Here is a 26,788-nt window from a genome sequence, read left to right as displayed (position 1 = left end):
CCGCCATCAACGCCTGCGGTTCTCTTCCATTCTGGAAAGAAACTCCTGCATGATCAGCGTATAAAGCTCGCCGCCGAGAAAAAGGTCTTCAACACCCGCATCGATACTCGGGTTATCGTTAACTTCAATCACCGCAACCCGGTTTCCGGACTGTTTGATATCCACACCGTAAAGCCCGTTTCCAATCAGGCGCGTAGAATTCAGTGCCGCCTGTATGACGTTTCTAGGCACTTCATAGGTGGGCATGGTTTCAAACCCACCACTCTCACTTTTTGATTCGCCGTGCTGATAGATCTGCCAGTGGCCTTTCACCATCATGTATTTACAGGCGTAGATTGCCCGGCCACCCAACACGCCAATGCGCCAGTCGTAATCGGTGTAAAGATACTCCTGTGCGAGCACCAGCGCCGACTGACGGAACAGATCTTTTAACCCTGCCCTCAGAGATTTTTCGTCTTCCGCCTTGTTCACACCCCGGGAAAAGGCGCCATCCGGTATCTTGATAACCGCCGGAAAGCCCAGCTCCTGAATCACCTGTTCCACGGCATCTTTCTGATCTTTGGAAAGAATCAGGGTTTTCGGTGTCGGTATCTTGTTGTTTTTCAACAGGTCCGCCAAAAAAACCTTGTTGGTGCACTTGAGGATCGACGCCGGATCGTCAATCACCACCATGCCTTCTGCCTCCGCCTTGCGGGCGAACCGATAGGTGTGATGGTCGATGGCTGTGGTTTCACGGATGAACAGGCCGTCGTACTCGGGCAGGCGCATGTAATCCCGACGCGTAATCTGCTCCACGTTGATACCCAGCTTTCGGCCGGCTTTTTCAAAGCGCTTCAGCGCCACCGCATCACTGGGCGGCATTTCTTCTTCCGGGTTCACCAGAATCGCAAGGTCGAACCGGTAACGACGGCGAGTTCTCGGTTTACGCCACACCATGCTGCTGAAGCGATCCAGTGCCGCTGCAAAAGCATCCTGCTCGTGCTCATCCAGATCCGCGGGCGCGGCTGGCTTCATGGATTCAATTTGCCAGGCCTTGCGGCGCCGGAAAACAACCTCGAGAATCGGACTGGGAAATCGTTCGAACAGAGCCCTTGCCACGGGCTTGAGATCCGGGTGCTCGGTTTGCCCGAAATAGGTGCGAATCCGCACTTCATGGGTGGCGTTGCGCTCATCACTGGCCGGATCGATGGCCGAACCGGCCGCCTCCAGCCAATTGATTACGCTGGCGTCCAGCTCTTCCAGCTCAAGGGAAAACAGACCCTTGCGGCTCAAATCATTCAGCGTCATTACCGACGGCACTACATGATGCCCACGGGCTTCGGCCAACAGCGAACAGTAATAGCCACGGCTCAGGTATTTTGCACTCTGACAAAGGTTGATCACACGCACGCGGCTAGTGGGCGGTGCTGAAAACTGAAGGTATTGATCAAAGCTCAGCACGTCTTCGCTGGGGTAATACGGAGCCCAGTCCTTGGTGCGGTCCACAACGATAAGCAAACGGGACATTAAAGGCGCTCCTCCCTGGAGATAATTGCCAATAGAACTGGCCGCAACAATACGCCGCTGCGGGGGTTGGGACAATCAGCTGATAGTGCGTGCTTTTACGCATAATCCGCTTATATTCCTGCACTCAAGTCTCTACCATAATAGCCGCATACGGGAAGCCTACCAGCATGCCCTAGCCGATATTCTCAAGGCCGCCTTACACATGTCCGATCTGCAGCTCCGGCAAGCCACCAGCGATGACCTGAATGCGCTTTTGCAACTTGAACATCGATGCTTTTCAGAAGACCGACTCTCCCGCCGCAGCTTCCGGCGGTTTCTGGATATGCCCCGGGACAGGCTGATTGTGGCCGAGGCCGACGGTGAGCTTTTGGGCTATTGCCTGGTTCTGATGAGTGCCGCCACCCGCATGGCGCGCATTTACTCTATTGCAGTACTGCCGACCGCGCGTGGCCATGGCGTTGGTGAAAAGCTGGTTAAAACGGCAGAACGTGAGGCGGCAGACGCCGGCCGTATTCTGATGCGTCTTGAGGTTCGGGAAGATAACAGCAGCGCCATTGCGCTATATAAACGCCTGGGCTATCGCCAGTTCGGCACCTACCGGGACTATTACGAAGACCACGGCAACGCCCTGCGCTTTGAGCGCCGAATCCTGTTTTACGAACCGACACGGGAGTTCATCCCTGTGCCCTATTATCCCCAGACCACCGATTTCTCCTGCGGCCCTGCAGCCCTGATTATGGCGATGGCAGCGCTTGACGAGCAACAATCACTGACCACTCTGGAAGAGCTCAGGATCTGGCGTGAAGCAACGACGATTTTCATGCTGGCGGGCCATGGTGGCTGCGGCCCCCATGGCCTTGCACTCTCCGCCTGGAACCGGGGCTTTGAATCCAGCGCGTGGATCAGTACCGAGGGTCCTTTATTCCGGGACACCGTCCGAAGCGAAGATAAAAAACGGGTTCTGGAGCTGGTGCACGAAGGGTTTCTGCACGACATAGGCAAGACTGGCATCCAGTTGCACCATGATCCGCTCACCCTTGAAGCCATGGAGCAGGCGCTGCTTGAAGGCCAGATCCCGGTGATTCTGATCAGCACCTGGCAACTGAACCGGAGCCGGGTGCCCCACTGGGTGACCGTATGCGCTATAGACGACCAGTTTGTGTACCTCCACGACCCGGAAATCGACGTGGACGACGGGGAAACCGTGGCGGACAAACAGTACCTTCCGGTGGATAAACGGGTGTTCAGCCAGATTTCGCGATACGGCCGCAACCAGCCACTTCAGGCCGCAGTTATTGTCGGCCCAAAGCGCTGAGGAAGCCCCTAAGGTGAGCTCAGCCGGTTCGTAACGCTGCTTCTTTAAGGCCTGAAATTTCATCCCGCAAGCGGGCGGCAGCCTCGAAATCCAGATCAGATGCCGCCTTGTACATCTCATCCTCAAGACGCGAAACTTCTTTAAGCAACTCTCCCGGCGATCGGCGGCCAACCTTGGCGCGGTAACGTTCTGCTTCTTCAGCCGCCTTGTCACCAGGCCGCGAGGCTTTATTCCGGCCACGACCTCCGCTGCCTGCGCCCTCCATGATGTCCATAATCTTCTTGTTGAGCCCTTGCGGTGTAATACCGTGGGCTTCGTTGTGTTCTGCCTGTTTCGCCCGCCGGCTGTCAGTCACATCAATGGCGCGTTGCATGGAGCCGGTTATCCGGTCGCCGTAAAGGATGGCCTTGCCGTTGAGGTTCCGCGCCGCGCGGCCAATGGTCTGGATCAGTGCGCGCTCGGAACGCAGGAAGCCTTCCTTGTCGGCGTCCAGAATGGTGACCAGTGATACCTCTGGCATATCCAGACCTTCCCGCAGCAGGTTGATGCCGACAAGCACATCAAATTCACCCCGGCGCAGATCGCGGATGATCTCTACCCGCTCAACCGTGTCAATGTCCGAATGCAGGTAGCGGACGCGGATATCGTGCTCCATCAGAAAGTCTGTGAGATCCTCGGCCATGCGCTTGGTGAGCGTGGTCACCAGAACCCGTTCGCTGACCTTCACCCGGGAGTGGATTTCCGAGAGCAGGTCGTCTATCTGTGTGGACGCGGGACGTACTTCAATCACCGGGTCCAGCAAGCCAGTTGGCCGAACGACCTGCTCCACCACTTGCCCTGCATGCTCGGCTTCGTAGTTGCCGGGCGTGGCTGAAACAAAGATCATCTGGGGCGCAATCCGCTCCCACTCATCAAACCGCATAGGGCGGTTATCAAGCGCAGATGGCAGGCGAAAGCCATATTGCACGAGGGTTTCCTTTCTCGAGCGGTCGCCTTTGTACATGGCGCCAATCTGCGGAATGGTCACGTGGGACTCATCAACAATCAGCAGCGCATCCGCTGGCAGGTAATCAAACAGTGTTGGCGGCGCTTCACCCGGCTGCCGGCCGGAAAGATAGCGGGAATAGTTCTCAATGCCGTTGCAGTAGCCCAGCTCGTTCATCATTTCCATATCGTAGCGGGTGCGCTCCTCCAGCCGCTGGGCTTCCACCAGGCGATTGTTATCACGCAGCTGCGGCAGACGCTCATCAAGCTCTTTCTTTATGTGCTCAACGGCATCCAGCACCGTCTGGCGCGGCGTTACATAGTGGGATTTGGGATAAATCGTAATTCTGGGAACGCGCCGGAGTACTTCACCGGTGAGAGGATCAAAGTAACTGAGGTTTTCCACTTCGTCATCAAACAGCTCAATGCGAACGGCTTCTTTTTCCGATTCCGCGGGGAACACATCGATCACATCACCGCGTACCCGGTAATTGGCACGGTGAAACTCGATGTCGTTGCGGGTGTACTGCAGTTCAGCCAGCCGGCGCAGAACATGCCGCTGATCAATCTTGTCCCCCCGATCCAGGTGCAGCATCATTTTCAGATAGGACTTCGGATCACCCAGGCCGTAAATAGCTGACACAGTTGCCACAATGATCGCGTCGGGGCGCTCAAGCAGGGCTTTGGTAGCAGACAACCTCATCTGCTCAATGTGTTCGTTAATCGAGGCGTCTTTCTCAATGAAAGTATCAGACGACGGAACATAAGCCTCTGGCTGGTAGTAATCGTAGTAGGACACGAAATATTCAACGGAGTTGTCCGGAAAAAATTCGCGGAACTCGCCGTACAACTGCGCGGCCAGGGTTTTATTATGAACCATGACAATGGTTGGACGCTGCACCGCTTCGATCACTTTGGCGATGGTAAACGTCTTGCCCGAGCCAGTAACACCCAGCAAGGTCTGGTGTGCCAGGCCGGAATGAATACCGTCCACCAGCCCTGCAATGGCTTTTGGCTGATCGCCCGCAGGCTGAAAGGGTGAATCAACCGTGAAGACGCCATCTTTACCTGAACCGCTGTAATCGTTACTGGCCATAATTGGCAGACAACCTCCGCTCACTCAACATAGATATCCTTGCCAGATCCTGTGGTTGCACGGACTGGCCTCAGAGAGAAATTTATTGTTGCGCCGGCTTCATGGTACCATCAACCTGATCGACGGCTGGGCGAAAATCAGCGGCCTCCCGAGGCATGGAAGGCAAAGATTAAGACACCCCGCCGGTCACAGACCTATCAGACGCAGCTTTAAGGAGCGCAAGTTTGGACCTTCAACTTTCCAGCCGAGTACAGGCAATCAAGCCATCCCCCACCCTCGCGGTCACTAACAAAGCCGCCGAACTGCGCGCTGCAGGTCAGGACATCATCGGCCTTGGTGCAGGCGAGCCAGACTTCGATACCCCGGATCACATCAAGCAGGCAGCCATCGAGGCCATCAAAAACGGCCAGACAAAGTACACCGCTGTTGATGGTACGCCGGCCCTGAAGAAAGCGATTATTGCGAAGTTCAAACGGGACAACGGCCTGGAATACGAAGCCAACCAGATACTGGTATCAAGTGGTGGCAAACAGAGCTTTTTCAACCTCGCACTGGCTACTCTTAACGCCGGTGACGAAGCCATTATCCCGGCACCCTATTGGGTATCCTACCCGGATATGGTTCTGGTTGCTGAAGGCAAGCCGGTTATCATCGAAACCGACGCACAAACCCGCTTCAAGATCACTCCGGAGCAGCTGGAAAACGCCATTACCGAGCGTACTCGCCTGTTCGTGATCAACAGCCCTTCCAACCCCAGCGGTATGGCTTACAACTTGGAAGAGCTGCAGGCGATTGGCGAAGTGCTGAAGAAGCATCCGAACATCATGATCGCCACTGATGACATGTACGAACCTATTCTCTGGACTGGCAAGCCGTTCTGCAACATTCTGAATGCCACTCCGGAGCTTTACGACCGTACCTTTGTTCTCAACGGTGTCTCCAAGGCCTACTCTATGACTGGCTGGCGTATTGGTTATGCCGCTGGCCCGACCAGAATCATCGGTGCCATGAAGAAGATCCAGTCACAGAGTACGTCCAACCCTGCATCCATTTCCCAGGCCGCTGCACAGGCTGCTCTTGATGGCCCTCAGGAGTGTGTTGGCGACATGGTCAAGGCGTTCAAAGAGCGTCACGACTGGCTGGTAGACGCCCTGAACCGCCTGCCCGGCGTTGAGTGCCTCAAGGGTGACGGTACCTTTTACGCGTTCCCAAGCTTCCAGGGCGCAATTGATGCAGATTCCAGCGTCAGCAACGATGTGGAGTTCACAGAAAAACTGCTGAGCGAAGCCGGCGTTGCTCTGGTTCCGGGATCTGCATTCGGTTGTCCTGGTTATATGCGCCTGAGTTTTGCAACAAGCATGGATAATCTGAAAAAGGCGATTGAGCGTTTGCAGAAGGCCCTGAGCTAAAAATTTCGGCAAGGGGTTGACGAGGCGGTAGGGTAATCTTAATATACGCGCCTCGTCACAAGACGACGTTCCCCGATAGCTCAGTTGGTAGAGCAACGGACTGTTAATCCGTTTGTCGCTGGTTCGAGCCCAGCTCGGGGAGCCACTATTCCGAAAACCCGCTAATTCTATGAGTTAGCGGGTTTTTTCTGTTTGGAAAAGCTAAAGGCCAATTACCTCAGAGTGAATGGCCTCCAACGCAGCCAGAGGGTCAACCGCCTGTGTTATGGGGCGACCGATAACCAGGTAGTCAGAGCCGGCTTTCAGGGCGTCTCTGGGAGTCATGATGCGCTGTTGGTCGCCTTTGTCGGCCGTTAACGGCCGGATTCCGGGAGTAACCAGTTTGAAGTCAATGCCCTGCTCTGTTTTGAGTTTGGGAGCTTCCTGTGCAGAGCAGACAACGCCATCGAGACCGCAGTTTCTGGTAAGCGTGGCCAGCCGTGAAACCTGAGCTTCGGGGGAATCGGTAATGCCAATACCGGCTAGGTCTTCGGCACCCATGCTGGTGAGAACCGTGACGGCAATCAGCATGGGCTTATCCGCCCCAAAGGTATCCAGGCGTTCACGGCAGGCAAGCATCATCTTCTCGCCACCGGATGCGTGCACGTTCACCATCCATACACCGAGCTCCGCAGCAGCACCCACAGCGGCCGAGGCCGTGTTGGGGATGTCATGGAATTTCAGATCCAGGAACACTTCAAAACCGCGCTTCTGCAAACCCTCAACAAACTGCGGGCCGGAGCGGGTAAAAAGCTCTTTGCCGACCTTCAGGCGGCACATGGCGGGATCCAGTTTATCAACCAGCTCCAGGGCCGGGTTTACAGCCGGAAAGTCGAGGGCCACGATGATTTTGGGGTCGTTAGAAGTTTGCACGTTGGAATATCCTGAGGGATGTCGATAAATGGTTACTCAGCTTCGACGCCCTGAATCGGGCGAACAGTTTCCCATTGCTTGCAGCTCGGGCAAAGCCAGTGGAGTTGCTGGCCAGAGAAACCACAACTTACACAGCGGTAAACCGGCCGATTGGCAAGGATCAGAAGGCCGATACGGCTAACCAGTCGGCCTTCGTCTGTGGTCATACCTTTTTCATATCCTGCCATTTCTACCAGCCGCAACAGGGCTCGCACACTGGGGCGGATTTCAAGCTCCTGGCGCAGCAGATCAATAGCAGCCGGGCGTCCGGAGACTCGCTCTACCGACTCCACCAGCGCCAAAAGCAAGCTGGTGCTAGGGAACGTCTCGTAAAGCTTGCGCAGTTTCTTGACCAGCTTGCCGATATCGCCGTGCTCGTGTTCCAGCTTCATCAGGCGATCTATGGATTCAGGTCCAAAGTTCGGGTTCTGATCAAAAACCTTTAGTCCCTGATTACCTGCCTCCCGGTAACTACCCTGCCGGATCAGAATCTTCATCAGTATGAGCGTTGCCCGAACGCAGGAGCGGTCGTAATCCAGCGCTTCCCTGGCAAATTTCTGGGCAGCCCAGCGATCATCCTGCCCAAGGGCCTGCTCTGCCAGTTCACAGGTAAGGTACGCAAGATTCTTGAACATCGCCGGATCTGCGTCATTTGTGGTCAGGGTACGGGCGACGTCGGCCGCTTTGCCCCATTCCCTTTCCTGCTGGTAAAGCTCGATCAGTTGCTGGGCTGCCTTTCGCCCATACTCACGATCACCCATCATTTGTTGCAGCAATGCCTCCGCACGATCCAACAAGCCAGCGTTAAGAAAATCCATGGCAAGTTCAAGCGTTACCTGAGGAGAGAATCGCGGAGGCAGTTCGGGTCTTGCGAGCAGGTTCTGATGAACCAGAATGGCACGGTCCGTTTCGCCTTTATTGCGGAAATGCCGGCCAATAGAAAGATGAAGACTTACAGTATCTTTGTTAACGGACAGTGACTGTACAAAGTTGTCCACTGCCTGATCTGAATAGTTGGTGAACAGAAACTGCAGCCGGTCCTTTACGGATTCCTCGTTTGAAATCTTTGTTCGGGCTCCGTTACGACCAACACTCAGCCGGCCAACAAACCAGCCAACGGCAACTGCGATCGTCAACAGCAGCCACTGAAACACTATGTCCATTAAATAGTCCGGTCGTTCTGAACCCTGGATTTCTCCAATGCCTGCTCTGCACGGTCAAGTCGTTTCTGAAGGGTGCGGCGTGAAACCGACGCGCGAAAGGTGGCAAGCATGGTTATCAAAACACCAACCAGCGCTCCGATTACGAAAGACATGATAATCCAGACGGCGACACCGTGAGGCTGGGTCTCGAAAACCAGAAAATTGAGAGCAACAGCCATCTGATTATTCAGCGAAAACACGAGTGCTAGCAATACCAGGGCCAGTACCAACAGAATCAAAAGGATCTTCTGCAATCCTGCCATAGCTTTAGCTCTCCCAAACGCTGATAAGTACCCGAATTATAGGTGTTCCACTTCAGGGATGAAAAACCGTTAAAACCCCTGCTTTAAACTATCATTCACCTGCTCGCGCAATTCCTTGCCGGGCTTGAAGTGAGGAACATACTTTGCAGGTAACTGCACGGCTTCGCCGGTTTTCGGATTCCGACCAGTGCGGGCAGCCCGATGATGAAGAGAAAAACTGCCAAACCCCCGGATTTCAATTCGCTGCCCGCCGGCAAGCGACTGAGACATATGTTCAATAATCGTTTTTACTGCCAGTTCAACATCTTTAACCGAAAGCTGTGTTTGTTTTGAAGCAATTAATTCGACCAGTTCGGACTTCGTCATGAGGCACTTTCCTCTTTTCTTTTTTTATTCGGCCGTTGGTTACCGAATTCCTACCCCACTAGTTTAGCCAAATCATAAAAAAACACAAAAAAAACGGGCTCTTAGAGCCCGTTTTTTTCGTACCAACCGGAAATCAGTCCTTGTTGGCGTTTTGCTGCTGCATTTGTTCCTTGATGAGATCACCAATGGTGGTCGCACCGGAGGAAGTTTCTGCAGTTTTGGTACGCACGGTATCAATAGCCTGCTTGTCGTCTTCCACGTCCTTAGACTTGACAGACAGGTTGATGATGCGGTTTTTGCGATCGATGCTGATGATCTTCGCTTCGACTTCCTCGCCTTCTTTCAGAGCGTTACGCGCATCTTCAACGCGGTCACGGCTGATTTCAGAGGCTTTCAGTACCGCTTCAACTTCATCGTTCAGAGCGATAGTGGCTGCCTTGGCGTCAACGGCGGACACAATACCCTTAACGATGGAGCCTTTGTCATTCAGCTGAACGAACTCAGCGAACGGATCGCTTTCAAGCTGCTTGATACCCAGGGAGATGCGCTCACGCTCGGGATCTACAGACAGGATAACGGTATCAACATCGTCGCCCTTCTTGTATTCACGAACCGCTTCTTCGCCAGTTTCATTCCAGCTGATGTCCGACAGGTGAACCAGGCCATCGATGCCACCGTCCAGACCGATGAAGATACCGAAGTCAGTGATTGACTTGATCTTACCGGAGATGCGGTCACCCTTGTTGAAGTTGCCGGAGAAATCTTCCCATGGGTTGGAAACGCACTGTTTGATACCCAGGGAAATACGACGACGTTCTTCGTCGATGTCCAGAATCATCACGCCTACTTCATCGCCAACGTTGACGACTTTAGAAGGATGGATGTTCTTGTTGGTCCAGTCCATTTCAGATACGTGAACCAGGCCTTCAACACCCTCTTCCAGTTCAGCAAAGCAGCCGTAATCGGTCAGGTTGGTTACACGTGCAGTAACCTTGGTACCTTCCGGATAGCGACCCTTGATATCGACCCAGGGATCTTCGCCCAGCTGCTTCAGACCCAGAGATACGCGGTTGCGCTCACGGTCGAACTTCAGAACCTTGACGTTGATCTCGTCTCCGACATTCACGATTTCGCTTGGATGCTTGATACGCTTCCAGGCCATATCCGTGATGTGCAGCAGGCCGTCAACACCGCCCAGATCTACGAACGCGCCGTAGTCGGTGAGGTTCTTGACGATACCCTTGATTGACAGACCTTCGGTCAGGGTTTCGAGCAGAGCTTCGCGCTCGGCGCTGTTTTCAGCTTCCAGAACGGCGCGGCGGGAAACAACCACGTTGTTACGCTTCTGGTCCAGCTTGATAACTTTGAATTCGAGCTCTTTGTTTTCCAGGTGCGCAGTGTCGCGAACCGGGCGAACGTCTACCAGGGAACCCGGCAGAAAGGCACGAATACCAGCCAGATCAACAGTGAAACCACCTTTGACCTTGCCATTAATAATACCTTTGACCACTTCTTCAGCTTCGAAGGACTTCTCGAGTACCTTCCAGGCTTCCGCACGCTTGGCCTTTTCACGGGAAAGACGGGTTTCACCGAAACCATCTTCCACTGCATCCAGTGCTACGTCGACAACGTCGCCAATAGCTACTTCCAACTCGCCTTTTTCATTCAGGAACTGGGAGGCGGGGATAACACCTTCGGACTTCAGCCCGGCGTTAACTGTGACCCAGTCGCTATCAACATCAACTACGGTTCCCTGGACGATGGAACCTGGTTTCATGTCAATTTCTTTTAGGCTTTCTTCAAAAAGATCCGCAAAGCTCTCGCTCATTATGAGTCCTATAGGTTCAATGCAAGTATGCTCCGTGCCGCCAGCAACACGGTCTGTTAATAAGTTCCGGAATCAGCCAGCGGCTGGCAGATTTCGCTGTTCCCGGCATTTCAACGGCAAAAAGGTGCAGTCAGGTCTGGCCTGTTTCGGCCATACACCTGTCTAACACCTCCTGTATACTCAACCCCGTAGAATCAATGACTTGCGCATCGTCTGCGGGCTTGAGAGGGGCTGCGGAACGGTTCATATCCCGTTCATCACGGACCCGAATCTCCTCTAAAACGGCGTCAATACTAACATCGACACCCGCAGCCTTCAACTGGCTGAAACGCCGGTGTGCACGCTCTTCGGCACTGGCTGTCAGGAAAATTTTAACTGGCGCATCCGGGAAGACCACTGTGCCCATATCACGGCCGTCTGCAACCAGTCCTGGTTCTTGCCGGAAATCCCGCTGACGCTGCAGAAGCGCATCGCGAACCGGCTGCATCACTGCAATGCGCGATGCGTTGTCGCCACAGGTTTCGGTGCGGATATCAGAGGTTACGTCCTCGCCTGCCAGCATCACCTTTACCGGCTCGCCTTCCGGCGTTGGCTGAAAGGCCACATCCAGAGATGCCGCCACATGCACCAATGCAGCTTCGTCATCCAGCGATACATTCTGACGGATTGCTGCGAGTGCTGTCAGCCGGTAAAGCGCGCCGCTGTCGAGCAGGTGCCAGCCAAGTTTTCGCGCCAGCATCTGGGTAACCGTGCCCTTGCCAGACCCACCTGGGCCGTCAACTGCGATGACTGGTGCATTGCCTTCCGACATTAATGTGACCTCTCTTCAGCGTCCGTTTCAGACCCCTCGGCTGAGATGTTAATACCTGTTTCTTTCGCGAGCTCTACGAAGCCAGGAAAGGACGTCGCCACGTTGGCGCAATTATTTATTTCAATCTCTCCGCTCGCCCGCAACGAAGCCACAGCAAAAGACATGGCAATACGATGGTCGCCATGGCTGTGAACGGACCCGCCCTTAATGGTCTGACCGCCTTCTATGATAATGCCATCCGCCGTAACCGTTGTTTCCACACCAAGCGCTGCCAAACCGTCAGCCATCACCTGAATGCGGTCACTTTCTTTTACCCGCAACTCCTCAGCACCGGTCAGAACCGTGCGGCCGGTGGCGCAGGTGGCCGCGATAAACAGCGCCGGGAATTCGTCAATCGCCAGCGGCACCTGATCTTCGGGGATATCAATGCCCTTGAGCTCAGCCGAGCGAACGCGCAGGTCGGCAACCGGCTCACCGCCGATTTCCCGCTCGGCCATAACCTCAATATCCGCACCCATCTGCCGCAGAATGTTGATAACGCCGACACGTGTCGGGTTCATACCTACATGGCGCAGAACCAGGTCGGAACCCGGGGCGATGCTGGCCGCAACGAGAAAGAAGGCCGCCGATGAGATATCGGCTGGTACGTCAATACGATTAGCTGTCAGCTTACCGCCGCCAGTGACGCTGGCAGTCGGTCCCTCGCGATCTACTTTATAGCCAAAGCCGCTGAGCATACGCTCGGTATGATCACGAGTCGGCGCAGGTTCGGTAACGGACGTGGTGCCATCTGCATACAAACCAGCAAGCAACAGGCAGGATTTCACCTGAGCGCTGGCAACCGGCATATCGTAGTGGATACCGATTAGCTTTTTACCCTGACTGCCACGAATTTTCAGAGGCGGGCGACCGCCCTCGGCGGTGTCGATAACAGCACCCATTGACCGCAGCGGGTCTGCAACCCGATTCATGGGTCGGACTGAGAGGCTGGCATCGCCGGTAAGTTCGGACTCAAAAGGCTGCGCGGCGAGTAAACCTGTAAACAATCGCATGCCCGTGCCGGAATTGCCCAGGTAGATTGGGCCACGGGGAGCCTGCAATCCATGCATCCCGACACCGTGAATGCGCACAAAACCGTTGTCAGGTCCTTCAATAGCAACACCCATGTCACGGAACGCCTGCAGCGTTGCGAGGCTATCCTCGCCCTCGAGGAAGCCTTTCACTTCGGTTATTCCCTCGGCGAGCGCCCCGAGCATAATCGAGCGATGGGAAATGGATTTGTCGCCGGGCACCCGTATATCACCGGTTACTGAACCTCCGGGCTGGAGACGGAACGTCACCTGATTTTCACTGTTATTTGTCACGTAAGCCTGTCCTGAAAGCATTTTTGAAAAATGTTCGCGCGCCGCCTTGGCGCGACTGAATACCCGCAACAGCGTGGCGCCGTCCTGGTCTGCAATCGCAGTACGCAACTGATCCAGATCATTGGTAAAATGATCAATCTCCCGAAGAACGGCGTCGCGGTTGGAAAGAAAAATATCGTGCCACATAACCGGATCGCTCGCGGCAATCCGGGTAAAATCACGAAAACCACCTGCAGCATACCGGAAAATATCCATGTTCTGGTCTTCCCCGGCCAGTGTATCAACCAGCGAGAAGGCAATCAGATGGGGCAGATGGCTGGTCGCCGCCAGCACTTCATCATGATACGCCACAGACATCGTGAGCACAGTGGCACCGCACGTTTCCCACAAGACCTGTAGCTTGGCGAGATGCGCGCTGCTGACGTTATCAGGAGGAGTCAGTATAACCTTGTGGTTGCTGAACAAGTCCGGATCAGCAGCACGGATGCCGCTTCTTTCCGACCCGGCAATGGGGTGCCCCGGAATAATACAGGGCAAAAACTCTCCGAAGACAGCCTCAACGTCCTTTACAAAACTGGACTTGGTACTGCCAACGTCAGTCAGAATGGCGTCTGCGGCAAGATGCGGGCGTATTTCCTCAAGTACCTTGCGGGTCGCCTGCACCGGCACTGCCAGTACAACAAGATCTGCGCCCTGCACTGCCTCTGCAGTCGTTTCTGCAATCGTATCAATCACACCCAGGGACTGGCCCAGCAAAAGGTCTTCTTTACGTTGATCTGCGCCAACGACTTCCCGCGCCAAGTTGTTTTTGCGAATGGCACTGGCCAGCGAGCCACCGATAAGGCCCAGGCCGATGATGGCAACACGCTGGAATAGCGGTTCGCGCGACGTCACCTCAGGCCCCCTGCCCTGCTGCTGCCAACGCCTTTGAAAGTGCGTCGATAAACTGTTCATTTTGTTCAGGCAAGCCCACCGAAACCCGAAGGTGATTAGGCATACCGTAACCCGCGACGGGGCGCACAATGACACCGTGGGCCAACAAAGCCTGGTAAACGTCCATGGCTTGCGGCCCTACTTCAACCGCCACAAAGTTTCCGGATGAAGGAATATACCGGAGACCCATCTGATCAAAAGCCAGCTCTAACTGCTTCAATCCAGAGGTGTTCGCCTCGCGGGAGCGCTGAAGATAGTCTTCGTCATCCAGCACCGCGGTGGCGGCGGCAAGTGCAACGGAGCTTACGTTAAAAGGTTGGCGAACGCGGTTCAGGATATCGGCAATAGCCGGTGAGCTGACGCTGTAGCCGACGCGCAGGGCCGCCAGCCCCCAGGCCTTGGAAAAAGTGCGGCACACAATCAGGTTCGGGAAACGGGTTAACAACGAAACACCGTCCGGATCCTCCTCTCCCACCATATACTCGCAGTAAGCTTCGTCCAGGACCACCAACACATCTTCAGGAATCTTGCCCAGAAACGCTTCAATGGCGCTGGAACTGTTCACGGTTCCCGTAGGGTTGTTCGGATTGGCTACAAATACCAGCCGGGTATGCTCTGTCACCGCCGCGGCCATGGCATCCAGGTCATGCCCCCAAGCTCTGGCAGGCACGGCAACAGCTTTGGCGCCAATGGCCTGAGTGACAAGCGGGTAAACGGCAAACGCATACTGGGAAAACACAATCTCGGAATCAGCCCCGGCAAAGCAACGGGCAATCACTTCGAGCACGTCATTTGAGCCGTTTCCAAGCGTGATCTGGTCAGCGCCAACACCAAGACGTGTGGACAACTTCTGTTTCAGATCAAACCCATTGCCATCGGGATACAGGCAAAGATCCGTCAATGCGCTTTCGGCAGCAGCGATCGCTTTTTTGCTGGGGCCTAAAGGGTTCTCATTGCTGGCAAGCTTGACAATCTCAGACGAATCCAGACCCAGTTCACGAGCCAGCTCGCTGATAGGCTTGCCCGGCTGATAGGGAGACAAAGCCTGAACGCCTTTAACTGCAAGGCTCTGATAATCGATGGCCATACACCTTCCTTAACTACCTGATTCCAGATACTAGAGAACACCGATGGGATAGGAGCCCAAACGCTTGAGTTCAACAGCTTCTTCATCCACCTCAGCAAGCACCTTATGCGCTTGCTCGTCGTCCATATGCCCTTCGAAATCAATGTAGAACACATAAGCCCAGGTGCCACTGGGCGACGGCCGGGTCTCAATCCGTGTAAGACTGATTCCATGGCGATGAAACGGCTCCAGCAACTGGTAGAGCGCGCCCGGTTTGTTCCTCATGGAAACAAGAATCGATGACTTGTCATGCCCGCTCGCCGGTACTTCTTCGCGGCCGATAATCAGGAACCGGGTGGTGTTATCTGGCCTGTCTTCAATGCTGTTAGCCAGCGTCTCCAGGCCGTATAGCTCGGCGGCCATATCACCGGCAATCGCTGCGGTACCCGGCTCTTTGGCCGCCCGGCGTGCCGCTTCAGCATTGCTGGATACAGTAACCCGCTCAATGCCATAGCGATGGGTATCCAACCACTGGCGACACTGGGCAAACGACTGTTGGTGCGAGTAGATGCAGGTTATTTCCTGATCCCGGAACTCCGGCGAAATCAGAAGATGGTGATGGATTCTCAGTTGGACTTCGCCGCAGATCTTCAGCGGAGACGACATAAACATATCAAGCGTGTGGTTAATCATACCTTCCGTGGAGTTCTCAACCGGCACCACGCCATAATGCGCAGCTCCAGATTCCACTTCACGGAAAACCGCATCAATCGCCGGCAAGGGCACGCTGACAACAGAATGTCCGAAATGTTTGAGGGCTGCCGCCTGAGTAAAGGTGCCAATAGGCCCCAAAAAGGCAATGTGCATGGGCTTTTCCAGCGCCAGGCAAGCCGACATGATTTCGCGAAACAGCCGGGCCATTTCCTCGCCGGGCAGAGGCCCAGGGTTGGCGTCCTTGATACGTCGCAAAACCTGCGCTTCCCGCTCGGGGCGATAGAAAAATACGTCCTGCTCGGGGTTTGCAGCCGTTTTCACGCGGGCCACTTCCTGGGCGCATTTGGCCCGGGCACTGATCAATTCCATGATCTTCTGATCAAGACTATCTATTTCTTCCCGTAGCTCTCCGAGACGGACCTGCTCATCGCTCATGATCAGCCCCGCTCCTTCGCAAACTCTGTCATGTACTGAATCAGCGAATCCACGCCGGCCTCGGGCATGGCGTTGTAGATGCTGGCGCGCATGCCTCCTACGGAGCGATGACCCGCCAGATTCAGCAAACCTCGGGCGTTGGCGCCTTCAAGGAAGGCATTGTTCAGAGCTTCATCCCGCAGGATAAAAGGTATGTTCATCCAGGAACGGGAGCGCGGATCAATGGGGTTGACGTAAAACTCATTGGCATCAATGAAGCCATACAATTTTTCCGCCTTTCGCCGGTTAATCTCACCCATGGCTTTGACGCCACCCTGCGCCTTCAGCCATTTGAACACCAGGCCCGCGAGATACCAGGAATATGTCGCGGGCGTGTTGTACATGGAGCCGTTATCGGCAATCACCTGGTAGTTCATCATGGTCGGCGTTTCCTTTCGGGCTTTGCCCAGAAGGTCCTTCCGGATAATGACTACAACCAATCCCGAGGGACCGATATTTTTCTGGGCGCCGGCGTAGATCAGCCCGAACTTCGACACATCCACCGGGCGCGAAAGCATGGTAGAGGACATATCTGCGACCAGCGGAACACCTGCGCTGTCTGGAACAAAATCAAATTCCAGGCCTCCGATGGTTTCATTCGGCGTGTAATGCAGGTAAGCCGCATCGGCACTGGTTTGCCACGAAGCCTGATCGGGAATACTGGTGAAGCCATTGCCTTCTGAGCTGGCAACCACATTCACGTTACCGTAGCGCCTGGCCTCGGCAATGGCCTTTGTCGACCAGATGCCGGTGTTTACATAATCCGCAGACGTTTTGTCGCCAAGCAGGTTCAAAGGAATCGTAGAGAACTGGCTGGAAGCCCCACCTTGCATAAAGAGAACCGCATAATCATCTGATATTCCAGCTAATTCACGCACGTCCTTCTCAGCAGTTTCGGCAATTTCCACAAACGCATCACCGCGATGGCTCATTTCCATCACGGACATGCCTGTGCCGCGCCAGTCCAGCATTTCATCCCGTGCCTGTACCAGCACACTTTCCGGCAAGGTTGCCGGACCTGCACAAAAATTATACGCCCTGCTCATGTTCCTGTGGTCTCTCACGTCATGCGGATTCTGTGTTCGGCAGTGCTGACTTATTCCTCGCCAGCACCCTGTTCCGGACTGTTATCTGCGCTTTCATCTACTGAAGCGTCCTCACCCTCACCTTCGATATCGTCATCGTCGGTTTCGGCAATACGCTCCACGCCTACCAGGCGCTCGTCTGCCTGGCTCAGTTTGATCAGACGCACACCCTGCGTGTTCCGGCTTAGAACCGACACTTCATCCGTGCGGGTACGAACCAGCGTGCCCTTGTCGGAAATCAACATCATTTCGTCGCCATCGAACAGCTGCAGCGCGGTTACCAGGTTGCCGTTCCGCTCGGAGCATTGCATGGCGATAACGCCCTGACTGCCACGACTATAAGTCGGGAACTCATCAAACGCGGTGCGCTTGCCGTAACCATTCTCACTGGCGGTCAGAAGAACGCCGCCTTCCTGAGGAATGATCAGGGAGACCACGTGATGGCCCTCCGGCATTCTGATACCACGTACGCCACGCGCCGTCCGACTCAGCGGGCGAACCGCCTCTTCGTTGAAACGAACCGCTTTGCCAGCTGTAGAGAACAGCATGATTTCGGCATCGCCTTCAGTTATCGCAGCGCCAATCAGCGTATCACCTTCATCCAGAGACAAAGCAATCAGGCCACTGCTGCGCGGACGGGAGAAGTTTGGCAGACGTGTTTTCTTGACGACGCCCGCAGACGTTGCCATCAGTACAAACTGATTCTCCGGGTAATCCCGCACTGGCAGGAAGGCGGTGATGCGCTCACCGTCATCCAGCGGCAGAATGTTCACCATCGGCCGACCACGGGACGCGCGGCTGGCACGGGGAATCTCGAACACACGCAACCAGTAAACTTTGCCGCGGTTAGAGAAGCACAAAATGGTGTCGTGGGAGTTGGCAACCAGCAGTTTCTCAACGAAGTCTTCATCTTTCATCGAGGTAGCGGCCTTGCCACGGCCACCACGGCGCTGGGCCTGATAATCTTCAACCGCCTGGGTCTTGGCGTAACCGCTGTGGGAAATGGTTACAACCAGGTCTTCTTCATCAATAAGATCGGCAATCGTGAGGTCACGCTGGGAGCTGGTTATTTCCGTGCGGCGCTCGTCACCGAACTCTTCTACTACAGCTTCCAGCTCTTCACGGATAACCTGCATCAGGCGATCCGGATCACCCAGAATCTCCAGCAGGCCCGCAATCTTCTCAAGAATTTCCCTGTACTCGTTCTGAAGCTTTTCAGTTTCCAGACCAGTCAGGCGGTGCAGACGCATATCCAGGATAGCCTGGGTCTGTTCCGGCGACATGAAGTACAGACCATCACGCAGGCCGTAGATTTCCGGCAGGTCGTCCGGGCGGCAGGCATCTTCACCGGCACGCTCAAGCATAGCCATCACATTACCGGGCGCCCAGCCTCTGGCCATCAGCTTTTCTTTGGCTTCCAGTGAGCTCGGGGAAGCCTTGATCAGTTCGATCATTTCATCAATATTGGCCAGTGCGACGGTCAGGCCTTCCAGAATATGGCCACGCTCGCGGGCTTTACGCAGCTCATAGAGGGTACGGCGGGTCACCACTTCACGGCGGTGGCGCACGAACGCATCCAGCATTTCCTTGAGATTAAGAATTCTCGGCTCACCGTTGATCAGCGCAACCATGTTAATACCGAATACGGTTTGCAACTGGGTCTGGGTGAACAGGTTATTGACGACAACTTCCGGGTTTTCGCCGCGCCGAAGCTCTATGAAAACGCGGATACCTTCCTTGTTGGACTCGTCCCGCAGCTCGGTGATGCCTTCCAGGCGCTTTTCCTTCACCAGCTCGGCGATCTTTTCGATCAGGCGGGCCTTGTTAAGCTGATACGGCAGCTCGGTAATGATGATGGCATCACGATTGGTTTTCTTGTCGTGCTCAATTTCGTGACGGGCGCGAATATAAATACGACCACGACCGGTACGATAGGCCTCAACAATGCCGGCACGACCGTTAATGATGCCTTCAGTCGGAAAATCCGGGCCCGGAATGAACTCCATCAGTTCATCGCAGGTGAGATCGGGGTTATCGATCAGCGCCAGACAGCCACTGACCACTTCGGTCAGGTTGTGGGGCGGGATGTTGGTCGCCATGCCCACAGCAATACCGGAGGAGCCGTTCACCAGCAGGTTAGGAACCCGTGTGGGCATAACCTCAGGAATCCGCTCAGTGCCGTCATAGTTGTCGACAAAGTCTACGGTTTCTTTATCGAGATCCGCCAGCAGGGAGTGTGCAATCTTCTCCATGCGGATTTCGGTGTAACGCATGGCTGCCGCGTTATCGCCGTCGATAGAACCGAAGTTACCCTGGCCGTTTACCAGCGGATACCGCAGGGAGAACGGCTGGGCCATACGGACGATGGTGTCATAAACAGCAGAGTCACCGTGCGGATGGTATTTACCGATGACATCACCCACCACACGGGCAGACTTCTTGTAGGCCTTGTTCCAGTCGTTATTCAGTTCGGACATTGCGAACAGAACACGACGGTGAACCGGCTTGAGGCCATCCCGCACGTCCGGAAGCGCTCGCCCGACAATAACGCTCATGGCGTAATCCAGGTAAGACTGCTTCAGTTCATCTTCAATATTGACCGGCAGGATCTCTTTGGCTAATTCACCCATCGAGAAAGGTTCCTTTGCGTTATCTGGAAGTCGTTTCAGGGCCGCTTCCCGGCCCCGTAGTTATTCTTAATCAAGCCGCTGATTATACCACAGCCGCACCCTTTCAGGGGGATCTGTCAGGCAGCCTTAATCAAATACCACGGTCTTGTTTTCGTAGGTGATCACGCGATCCTCGACATGAGAGCGCAACCCCCGGGCGAGAACGTTTTTCTCCACATCCTTACCGAGGCGCACCATGTCTTCAATGGTATCACTGTGGGTGATGCGAATGACGTCCTGCTCGATAATCGGCCCTTCATCAAGGTCCTGAGTCACATAGTGGCAGGTAGCACCGATCAGCTTGACCCCGCGACTGTAAGCCTGGTGGTATGGCCGCGCCCCGGCGAAGGACGGCAGGAAGCTGTGGTGAATGTTAATCACTCTGCCTGCATGCTTTGCACAAAGGTCGGCCGGGAGAATCTGCATGTAACGTGCGAGCACCACCACATCGACTTTGTAGCTCTGAAAAAGCTCGTCGATGTGGGCAAACGCCTCTTCACGATTATCCTTGCTCACCGGAATATGGTGGTACGGGATTTCATGCCACTCAACCATACGGCGCAAATCATCGTGATTGGAGATGACCGCAACAATTTCAGCGTTGATTTCATTGCTGTGCCAACGGTACAGGAGATCGGCCACGCAGTGGGACTCCTTGCTGCACATAAGGATCACTTTTTTGGGCTGGGCCGAATCGGCGATATGCCAGTGCATATCGAATTCCCGGGCAATCGGCGCAAACGCGGCACGGAACTGTTCAAGACCAAACGGGATAGACTCGGCCTTGATCTCATGACGCATGAAAAACCAGCCGGTGTGGGTATCCGAATGGTGACTCGCTTCGGTTATCCAGCCGTTGTATGTGGACAGAAAATTACTCACCTTGGCGACAATTCCAACCCGGTCCGGGCAGGAAATCACAAGACGGTAGGTATGCTCCATGAAAGCCTTTCCTTAACTGACAAGCGGGAAAGCAGGTGCGCCGGAAACGGCAGCCGGAACAGGCACCGAAGTTAGCGATACGCACCAGATAAAATGACGGGGTATCATAGCCTATCTGGACATCAGAAACGAGGAGCGGAGACATGGATAGAGACGTGCACCAGCAAACATGGAAAACCCGGCTCACTGGACGCTCAGGCGGCTTATGCGCGCCCATCCTGGCCGTGTGCCTTGCGACTCTGGCAACGCCGGTTTTCAGCCAGGCCATTCTTGAGGGCGAGCGGTTTCATCCCGCCAGCGCCCGCCACGGCATGGTGGCAACCAGCCACACTCTGGCGACAGAGGTTGCGCTGAAAGTGCTGCAGGACGGTGGAAATGCAGTGGATGCGGCGGTTACCGCCGGGTTCGCGCTGGCCGTCACCCAGCCGAGATCCGGAAATATCGGCGGCGGTGGTTTTATGCTGATATCAAAAGGCGATGGCTCCGAGCCCGAAGCCATCGATTACCGGGAAAAAGCACCATCGGCAGCAACTGAAACCATGTATCAGGATGAATCCGGCGAAGTGGTGCAGAACCGTAGCCGGTTTACCCACCTGGCCGCAGGCGTTCCCGGCACTGTCGCCGGCCTTGCCATGGCACTGGAGCGCCACGGTACCTTATCCCTGAAACAGGCACTGGTACCTGCGATCAGGCTCGCCCGGGAAGGCTTTGTCGTTCCGCAACGCTTCAGCGAAGGCCTTGAGCAGGCGCGAGAACGGCTTCAGCGCTGGCCCGCAACTCTTGAGACCTTTTACAAAGAGGACGGTTCCGCCTGGCAAGCCGGCGAGCGCTTCCGTCAGCCGGAACTGGCAAATACTCTACAACGCATTGCAGATAAGGGCGTAAAAGGCTTTTACCAAGGTGAAACCGCACAGCTGATGGTTGAGGAGATGGAGAGACACGGAGGCCTCATAACCCGACAGGATCTTGAAGACTACCAACCGGTTGTGCGTGCTCCGGTGCACGGAAATTACCGGGGTTACGATATCTACTCCATGTCACCGCCCTCTTCCGGCGGCACACACATTGTTCAGATACTGAACATTCTTGAAGGCTTTCCGATCCAGGAGTTGGGTCACAACTCCGCCGATACGATTCACTACATGGCGGAAGCCATGAAACTTGCCTATGCCGATCGCGCAGAATATCTGGGCGATACGGATTATGTAGACGTGCCGTTAAAGGGCCTGACCAGCAAGTCTTACGCTGAAGAACTGCGCCAGGGCATAAAGCAGGACAAGGCACGCCCTGCAGACGAGATTCACCCCGGCCAGCCAGCCGGCTACGAAAGCCCGGAAACCACGCACTTTTCGGTTGTCGATCAATGGGGCAATGCGGTATCGAACACCTACACCATCAACTTCAGCTACGGCTCGGGGATCACCGTGCAAGGCGCCGGCTTTCTACTCAATAACGAAATGGATGATTTCAGCGCCAAGCCGGGTATCCCCAATGCCTACGGTCTGATCGGCGGCGAGGCAAACAAGGTGGAACCCGGCAAACGCATGCTCAGCTCCATGTCGCCCACCATCGTTCGCAAAGGCGAGCGCAACTTTCTGGTAACCGGCAGCCCGGGAGGCTCGCGCATTATCACCACCACACTGCAGGTGATCATGAACGTGATCGATCACGGTATGAACATACAGACCGCCGTAAGCGCACCCCGAATCCATCACCAGTGGCTTCCGGACGAAATCCGCATCGAGCAGGGTATCAGCGCGGACACCGTGCATTTGCTGGAAAGCCGCGGCCACAAAGTGGTGACCAATTCAGCCATGGGGGCCATTCAGAGCATAATGATAGGAGAAGACGGCACCCTGTACGGCGGCGCAGATCCGAGACGCAGCACCTCCTCGGCCATGGGCTACTGACACGCACGCTCCATCAAATTTTGCTCCTTGATAGATCAGAAAGACTTCGCCCTCGCCTTACGCGAACGATGTCCGCCATGATAGCCAGTGCAATTTCGGACGGAGTCTTGCTTCCAAGGTTGAGACCGATTGGCATATGAATCCGTTCGATTTCCGCCTCGCTGAGCCCACCGGTGCGACGAAGGCGCTCAGTGCGGGTTTGAGAGGTACGAATAGAACCCATGACACCGATATAGCTGACAGAGGTTTTGACGGCTGCCATCATGGCCAGATCGTCAATGCGGGGATCGTGGGTGACCGCAACCACTGAGGTGGATGGGTTGCAGGCGCCCGGTGACGCAATGTACAACGAAGGAAGCTGAGGGATGAACTCGACACCCTCGGGCAGATTAAGCCCCCGGGTGACTTCTTCCCTTGGATCGCAGAGCACCACCCGGTACCCCAGACTGATAGCGAAACTCGCACAGGCCTCGGCAACGGTTGAATACCCTGCCAGGATCAGCTTGGCGATGGGGCCAACACGAATGCTGACAAGCTCCTCAGCCTCTTCTCGTGCCACTCGCGGCCCAGTTGGCTCAGCCTCCTCCACCCAGTGGCTGCCATCCGTCAACCTGACATGCCGGGCGAGCTCCTTCTCACCCGACAAGGCATCCCTGACTAGCTCAAGATGGGCCAGGCTCTCACGCTTGGCGAGCATTCGCTCCACCAACACTTCCAGAATTCCGCCGCAAGGCAGGCGAATACGGGCGCTCTCTGGGCCGTCACCCGGTGCGCCATAGCGCACGATGACGGCAGGTAGCTCATACTCGCCGGCAGCCAGACGCTCCAGGAAGTCCTCTTCAACACAGCCGCCCGAGAGTGACCCCAGATGATCCCCACTCGAATTGGCAACCATCAAGGAGCCAGGCTCCCTGGGCGATGAACCGAAGGTGGACAACACCGTACACAGCCAGACTGTCCTGTCATTCGCCAGCCATTCGATGGCTTGTTCAACCACCCGATAATCCAGGCTTTGCATAGGCGTTAGCTCAGCTGGTTGCCGACAGGAAGACGCCGGATGCGTTTTCCGGTGGCCGCATAGATCGCATTGCACAGTGCGGGCGCCACCGGCGGCAAGCCAGGTTCGCCCACACCGCCCATGGCGTCGTCGGGATTGTCGATCAGGTGCACCCTGACCACTTTCGGTGCGTCCGGCATTCGTGGAATCAGGTAGCTGTCAAAGTTGTCCTGCTGGGCAACGCCATTCTTGAACGTCACCTCGCTTTGCAGGGCGACACCAATGCCCATCACGCAGGAACCCTCCATCTGCGACCGGATTCGTTCCGGATTGGCCTGGGGCCCGCAGTCGAAGGCAATGTCCGCCCGATGAATGGTCAATTTACCCTCATCGTCCACTTCCACGTCAAAAACAATAGCCGTGTAGGAGACAAAACTGTGATGGAAAGCCAGGCCCAGGCCACGCCCCTTCCCGGTCTTGCGACCCCAGCCCGCCTCTTCAGTGGCGCGTTCAATTACCCGGCGCATCCGGCCCACGTCTATCGGGTACTTGTCCGGGTCCTCACCGTAGTTCCAGCCATCACCGACGGTCAGGTTGTGAATTTTCCGGTCTGGCCCAAGCAGGTCCAGAACATAGTCCCGGTGGTCCTTGCCGGCTGCCACGGCCATTTCATGCGCAAAACTCTGGATGGCCCAGGCGTGTGGCAGATTGTACACCGAGCGAAACCAGCCAATACGCACATGAGCCGGCGCGGGTGGGTTTTCCAACCGGATAGCGGAAATATTGAATGGCATGGTGTTGAAGCCCATGCCCTGCTCGAATTCCGCTATATGCTTGGGATCCGGGGCAAAGAGCGAGGTGATGCTGGGAGACAGGGTCCGGTGGCGCCAGCTGGTCGCCTTGCCCTCCCCGTCCAGACCCGCTTCCAGATGATCTACGGAGACCGTATGGAAGTAGGTATGGCTGATATCATCCTCGCGGGACCACTGCAGTTTGATGGGCTGCCCCTCAAACTCCTTCGCAAGTCGAGCCGCCTCGATCACGAAATCCGGTTTCGACTTGCGGCCGAAGCCGCCACCGAGCAGTGTCTGATGAAGGGTTACATTTTCCAGATCTATGCCCAGCATCCCCGCGATACCTTCCCGGGCCGCCCTTGGATGTTGAACCGGAGCCCAGGCCTCGGCCTTACCGTCCTTGATCATCACCACTGCCACTGGGGGCTCCATTGGGGCCTGTGCCATGTGGGGCATATAGTAAGTTGCTGACACACGCTTTTTAGCCTTTTGCAGGGCGGCCTCGACATCGCCGGATTGGCGGATAACTTTGCCGGGGGATTGTGCCGCCTTTTCCAGAGACTCCCGGTAAGCATCGGAGGTGTAGTCGGCATTATCCCCGGCCGGAGCATTGTCCCACTCGATCTTCAGGGCCCTGCGGCCTTCCATGGCGGCCCAGGTATTGGTAGCCACCACGGCAATACCACCCAACGGATTGAATGCCGCGGGCTGACCAGTGCCTTCAATGCGGATCACTTTTTTGACACCGGCAACTTTCAGTGCATCTCTGTCATCGACGTTTTTTACTTTGGCACCGTAAACTGGCGGGCGAGCCACGACCGCGTAAAGCGTATTATCCAGGTCGACATCGGCACCGAAAATCGCCTTTCCGGAGACAATATCTTCACCATCAATGGCCTTGGGGTGGGCGGATTTCAATTCACCGTTAATCAGCCCGGATTCCTTGCCAATAAAGCGCAGCTCACTGTCGGATTTCAGAACCAAGTCATGCCGACCGGGAACATCCAGCTCTCTCGCTGCTTCTGCGAGGTCGCCGAAGCCGAGTTCCCGGCCTGTGGCTGGATGCACTACTTTGTGGATCCCGGCCCGCACCTCATGCACCGGTACATTCCACTGGTTGGCCGCGGCCTGCTCAAGCATCAGTCTGGCCGCGGCCGCAGCCCGGCGCATGGGCTCATACCAGTGACGCATGCTGCGGGAGCCATCGGTATTCTGGTTGCCGTACTTATCCTGGTCTCCCTCCGCCTGTTGCACCTGAACCTGATTCCAATCCGCGCCCAGTTCGTCGGCAGCCACCATAACCAGACTGGTACGGATACCCTGCCCCATCTCGGCACGGTTGTTGACGATGGTGACCAGGCCGTCCGAATCGATATGAATAAACACATTCGGGTTATCAATCCAGCCACCGGGCATAGCGCCGGCGCCAAACTGGGCCTGCTCATTGGCCAGCGCCAGATCCCAGCGGGCTGCCAAGAGCAGCGCAGAGCCCCCTGCCAATCCTTTCAAAAGACCGCGACGGCTGACATTGGCGAGTAACAATTTATCGTCTGGCTGGCTCATGAGCTGGCCTCCTCTGTGTCCGCAGCCCGTTCAATGGCCGCCAGGATGCGATTGTAGGTTCCACACCGACACAGATTGCCTGCCATGGCGTCGACAATTTCCTGGGTTTGTGGTGCCGGCGTTTTCTTCAGCAGAGCCGTGGCGTTCATGATTTGGCCACCCTGGCAATAACCGCATTGCGCCACGCCCAAATCCAGCCAGGCCTGCTGGACTTTCTGGCCAACGGGATCGTCGGCCATAGCCTCAATAGTTGTTATCTCGCCCTTGGCGGCGGAGACCGGCGTGACACAGGACCGTATCGCTACCCCGTTCAGGTGAACGGTACAGGCACCGCACTGAGCAATACCGCATCCAAACTTGGTGCCTTTCATGCCGACAACATCCCGAATGGCCCAAAGCAGCGGCATGTTATCGGGAACGTCCAGCTCGTGCTGTTGTCCGTTTATGGTCAGGTTAATCATTGATCTCTCCCGTCATGATGTTGTCGGAGCTCGGGCAGCAGGCGTGGATATGGAACAACTGGGTCCCGAAAAATCGCCTGCCCCG

At 55.6% G+C, this 26,788-nt stretch carries 20 protein-coding genes and 1 tRNA gene; 4 read left to right on the top strand and 17 right to left on the bottom strand.

Going from position 1 to position 26,788, the window contains the following annotated elements; translation table 11 throughout:
* Positions 1-6: 6 nt before the first annotated feature.
* Positions 7-1,506: a RimK family protein gene (locus tag BUA49_RS11985; RefSeq protein ID WP_072798042.1), complete on the bottom strand. Its 1,500-nt coding sequence runs from the start codon at positions 1,504-1,506 to the stop codon at positions 7-9.
* A gap of 202 nt (positions 1,507-1,708) precedes the next feature.
* On the opposite strand from BUA49_RS11985, the gene rimI reads away from it, so the two are divergent.
* Positions 1,709-2,821, top strand: coding sequence for a ribosomal protein S18-alanine N-acetyltransferase (gene rimI / locus BUA49_RS11980; RefSeq protein WP_072798041.1), 1,113 nt, complete (start codon positions 1,709-1,711; stop codon positions 2,819-2,821).
* A gap of 19 nt (positions 2,822-2,840) precedes the next feature.
* Here rimI and uvrB read toward each other — a convergent pair whose 3' ends face one another.
* Positions 2,841-4,901 (bottom strand): excinuclease ABC subunit UvrB, encoded by a 2,061-nt coding sequence (gene uvrB, locus BUA49_RS11975; protein ID WP_072798040.1) that lies wholly within the window; start codon positions 4,899-4,901, stop codon positions 2,841-2,843.
* A gap of 224 nt (positions 4,902-5,125) precedes the next feature.
* Here uvrB and BUA49_RS11970 point away from each other — a divergent pair, with 224 nt between their 5' ends.
* Both BUA49_RS11970 and BUA49_RS11965 read left to right on the top strand, forming a co-directional pair.
* Positions 5,126-6,310 carry a pyridoxal phosphate-dependent aminotransferase gene (locus BUA49_RS11970; RefSeq protein ID WP_072798039.1) on the top strand — a complete coding sequence of 395 codons (1,185 nt, stop codon included), beginning with the start codon at positions 5,126-5,128 and terminating at the stop codon, positions 6,308-6,310.
* A gap of 69 nt (positions 6,311-6,379) precedes the next feature.
* Positions 6,380-6,455, top strand: a tRNA-Asn gene (locus BUA49_RS11965).
* 56 nt (positions 6,456-6,511) lie between these two features.
* Here the strand turns inward: BUA49_RS11965 and pyrF are convergent.
* The 12 genes from pyrF to purU all read right to left on the bottom strand — a co-directional run bounded on the left by pyrF (position 6,512) and on the right by purU (position 20,978).
* Positions 6,512-7,222: an orotidine-5'-phosphate decarboxylase gene (gene pyrF / locus BUA49_RS11960; RefSeq protein WP_072798038.1), complete on the bottom strand. Its 711-nt coding sequence runs from the start codon at positions 7,220-7,222 to the stop codon at positions 6,512-6,514.
* A gap of 32 nt (positions 7,223-7,254) precedes the next feature.
* Positions 7,255-8,424: a lipopolysaccharide assembly protein LapB gene (lapB, locus tag BUA49_RS11955; RefSeq protein WP_072798037.1), complete on the bottom strand. Its 1,170-nt coding sequence runs from the start codon at positions 8,422-8,424 to the stop codon at positions 7,255-7,257.
* A complete protein-coding gene (locus BUA49_RS11950) occupies positions 8,424-8,726 on the bottom strand; it encodes a LapA family protein (RefSeq protein WP_072798036.1) in 303 nt (100 codons plus the stop codon). The genes lapB and BUA49_RS11950 overlap by 1 nt, the downstream gene beginning before the upstream one ends.
* 69 nt (positions 8,727-8,795) lie before the next feature.
* Complete coding sequence (locus tag BUA49_RS11945; RefSeq protein ID WP_072798035.1) at positions 8,796-9,092, bottom strand: integration host factor subunit beta; 297 nt, start codon at positions 9,090-9,092, stop codon at positions 8,796-8,798.
* Positions 9,093-9,225: 133 nt separating this feature from the next.
* Positions 9,226-10,920, bottom strand: coding sequence for a 30S ribosomal protein S1 (rpsA, locus tag BUA49_RS11940; protein ID WP_072798034.1), 1,695 nt, complete (start codon positions 10,918-10,920; stop codon positions 9,226-9,228).
* A 130-nt stretch (positions 10,921-11,050) separates the two neighbouring features.
* Positions 11,051-11,731, bottom strand: coding sequence for a (d)CMP kinase (gene cmk / locus BUA49_RS11935; protein ID WP_072798033.1), 681 nt, complete (start codon positions 11,729-11,731; stop codon positions 11,051-11,053).
* Positions 11,731-13,989 carry a bifunctional prephenate dehydrogenase/3-phosphoshikimate 1-carboxyvinyltransferase gene (locus tag BUA49_RS11930; protein ID WP_072798032.1) on the bottom strand — a complete coding sequence of 753 codons (2,259 nt, stop codon included), beginning with the start codon at positions 13,987-13,989 and terminating at the stop codon, positions 11,731-11,733. Before BUA49_RS11930 ends, cmk begins: the two co-directional genes overlap by 1 nt.
* A 1-nt stretch (position 13,990) precedes the next feature.
* Positions 13,991-15,115, bottom strand: coding sequence for a histidinol-phosphate transaminase (hisC, locus tag BUA49_RS11925; protein ID WP_072798031.1), 1,125 nt, complete (start codon positions 15,113-15,115; stop codon positions 13,991-13,993).
* A gap of 30 nt (positions 15,116-15,145) precedes the next feature.
* Positions 15,146-16,243, bottom strand: coding sequence for a prephenate dehydratase (gene pheA / locus BUA49_RS11920; protein WP_072798030.1), 1,098 nt, complete (start codon positions 16,241-16,243; stop codon positions 15,146-15,148).
* A 2-nt stretch (positions 16,244-16,245) separates the two neighbouring features.
* The gene (gene serC / locus BUA49_RS11915; RefSeq protein WP_072798028.1) at positions 16,246-17,328 is read right to left on the bottom strand and encodes a 3-phosphoserine/phosphohydroxythreonine transaminase; all 1,083 of its coding nucleotides are present in this window, start codon (positions 17,326-17,328) and stop codon (positions 16,246-16,248) included.
* Positions 17,329-17,378: 50 nt separating this feature from the next.
* Positions 17,379-19,997, bottom strand: a complete 2,619-nt coding sequence (gene gyrA, locus BUA49_RS11910) for a DNA gyrase subunit A (RefSeq protein ID WP_072798027.1) — start codon at positions 19,995-19,997, stop codon at positions 17,379-17,381.
* Between the two features lie 126 nt (positions 19,998-20,123).
* Positions 20,124-20,978: a formyltetrahydrofolate deformylase gene (purU, locus tag BUA49_RS11905; protein WP_072798025.1), complete on the bottom strand. Its 855-nt coding sequence runs from the start codon at positions 20,976-20,978 to the stop codon at positions 20,124-20,126.
* Positions 20,979-21,121: 143 nt separating this feature from the next.
* Here purU and ggt point away from each other — a divergent pair, with 143 nt between their 5' ends.
* A complete protein-coding gene (gene ggt / locus BUA49_RS11900) occupies positions 21,122-22,888 on the top strand; it encodes a gamma-glutamyltransferase (protein WP_072798023.1) in 1,767 nt (588 codons plus the stop codon).
* Positions 22,889-22,901: 13 nt separating this feature from the next.
* Here the strand turns inward: ggt and BUA49_RS11895 are convergent, their stop codons facing one another.
* From BUA49_RS11895 to BUA49_RS11885, 3 genes are read right to left on the bottom strand one after another with little or no spacing between them, the layout of a single operon-like run.
* A complete protein-coding gene (locus tag BUA49_RS11895; RefSeq protein ID WP_072798021.1) occupies positions 22,902-23,906 on the bottom strand; it encodes an XdhC family protein in 1,005 nt (334 codons plus the stop codon).
* 5 nt (positions 23,907-23,911) lie between these two features.
* Positions 23,912-26,242, bottom strand: a complete 2,331-nt coding sequence (locus BUA49_RS11890; RefSeq protein WP_072798019.1) for a xanthine dehydrogenase family protein molybdopterin-binding subunit — start codon at positions 26,240-26,242, stop codon at positions 23,912-23,914.
* Entirely contained in the window at positions 26,239-26,703 is a 465-nt protein-coding gene (locus BUA49_RS11885; RefSeq protein ID WP_072798017.1) for a (2Fe-2S)-binding protein, read from the bottom strand. Before BUA49_RS11885 ends, BUA49_RS11890 begins: the two co-directional genes overlap by 4 nt.
* Positions 26,704-26,788 lie beyond the last annotated feature (85 nt).

Origin of the sequence: Marinobacter antarcticus (assembly GCF_900142385.1) — a bacterium.
Classification (GTDB): domain Bacteria; phylum Pseudomonadota; class Gammaproteobacteria; order Pseudomonadales; family Oleiphilaceae; genus Marinobacter; species Marinobacter antarcticus.
The sequence above is the reverse complement of the archived record's forward strand: the minus strand, read 5'-3'. Positions and strand labels throughout refer to the sequence as shown.

Bases quoted from the DNA above. Each gene is read 5' to 3' on its own strand.
- hisC (WP_072798031.1), bottom strand. From the start codon at position 15,115: ATGGCCATCGATTATCAGAGCCTTGCAGTTAAAGGCGTTCAGGCTTTG.
- purU (WP_072798025.1), bottom strand. From the start codon at position 20,978: ATGGAGCATACCTACCGTCTTGTGATTTCCTGCCCGGACCGGGTTGGA.
- lapB (WP_072798037.1), bottom strand. From the start codon at position 8,424: ATGGACATAGTGTTTCAGTGGCTGCTGTTGACGATCGCAGTTGCCGTT.
- BUA49_RS11985 (WP_072798042.1), bottom strand. From the start codon at position 1,506: ATGTCCCGTTTGCTTATCGTTGTGGACCGCACCAAGGACTGGGCTCCG.
- serC (WP_072798028.1), bottom strand. From the start codon at position 17,328: ATGAGCAGGGCGTATAATTTTTGTGCAGGTCCGGCAACCTTGCCGGAA.
- rpsA (WP_072798034.1), bottom strand. From the start codon at position 10,920: ATGAGCGAGAGCTTTGCGGATCTTTTTGAAGAAAGCCTAAAAGAAATT.
- rimI (WP_072798041.1), top strand. From the start codon at position 1,709: ATGTCCGATCTGCAGCTCCGGCAAGCCACCAGCGATGACCTGAATGCG.
- uvrB (WP_072798040.1), bottom strand. From the start codon at position 4,901: ATGGCCAGTAACGATTACAGCGGTTCAGGTAAAGATGGCGTCTTCACG.
- BUA49_RS11895 (WP_072798021.1), bottom strand. From the start codon at position 23,906: ATGCAAAGCCTGGATTATCGGGTGGTTGAACAAGCCATCGAATGGCTG.
- BUA49_RS11890 (WP_072798019.1), bottom strand. From the start codon at position 26,242: ATGAGCCAGCCAGACGATAAATTGTTACTCGCCAATGTCAGCCGTCGC.
- cmk (WP_072798033.1), bottom strand. From the start codon at position 11,731: ATGTCGGAAGGCAATGCACCAGTCATCGCAGTTGACGGCCCAGGTGGG.
- BUA49_RS11945 (WP_072798035.1), bottom strand. From the start codon at position 9,092: ATGACGAAGTCCGAACTGGTCGAATTAATTGCTTCAAAACAAACACAG.
- ggt (WP_072798023.1), top strand. From the start codon at position 21,122: ATGGATAGAGACGTGCACCAGCAAACATGGAAAACCCGGCTCACTGGA.
- BUA49_RS11950 (WP_072798036.1), bottom strand. From the start codon at position 8,726: ATGGCAGGATTGCAGAAGATCCTTTTGATTCTGTTGGTACTGGCCCTG.
- gyrA (WP_072798027.1), bottom strand. From the start codon at position 19,997: ATGGGTGAATTAGCCAAAGAGATCCTGCCGGTCAATATTGAAGATGAA.
- BUA49_RS11885 (WP_072798017.1), bottom strand. From the start codon at position 26,703: ATGATTAACCTGACCATAAACGGACAACAGCACGAGCTGGACGTTCCC.
- pheA (WP_072798030.1), bottom strand. From the start codon at position 16,243: ATGAGCGATGAGCAGGTCCGTCTCGGAGAGCTACGGGAAGAAATAGAT.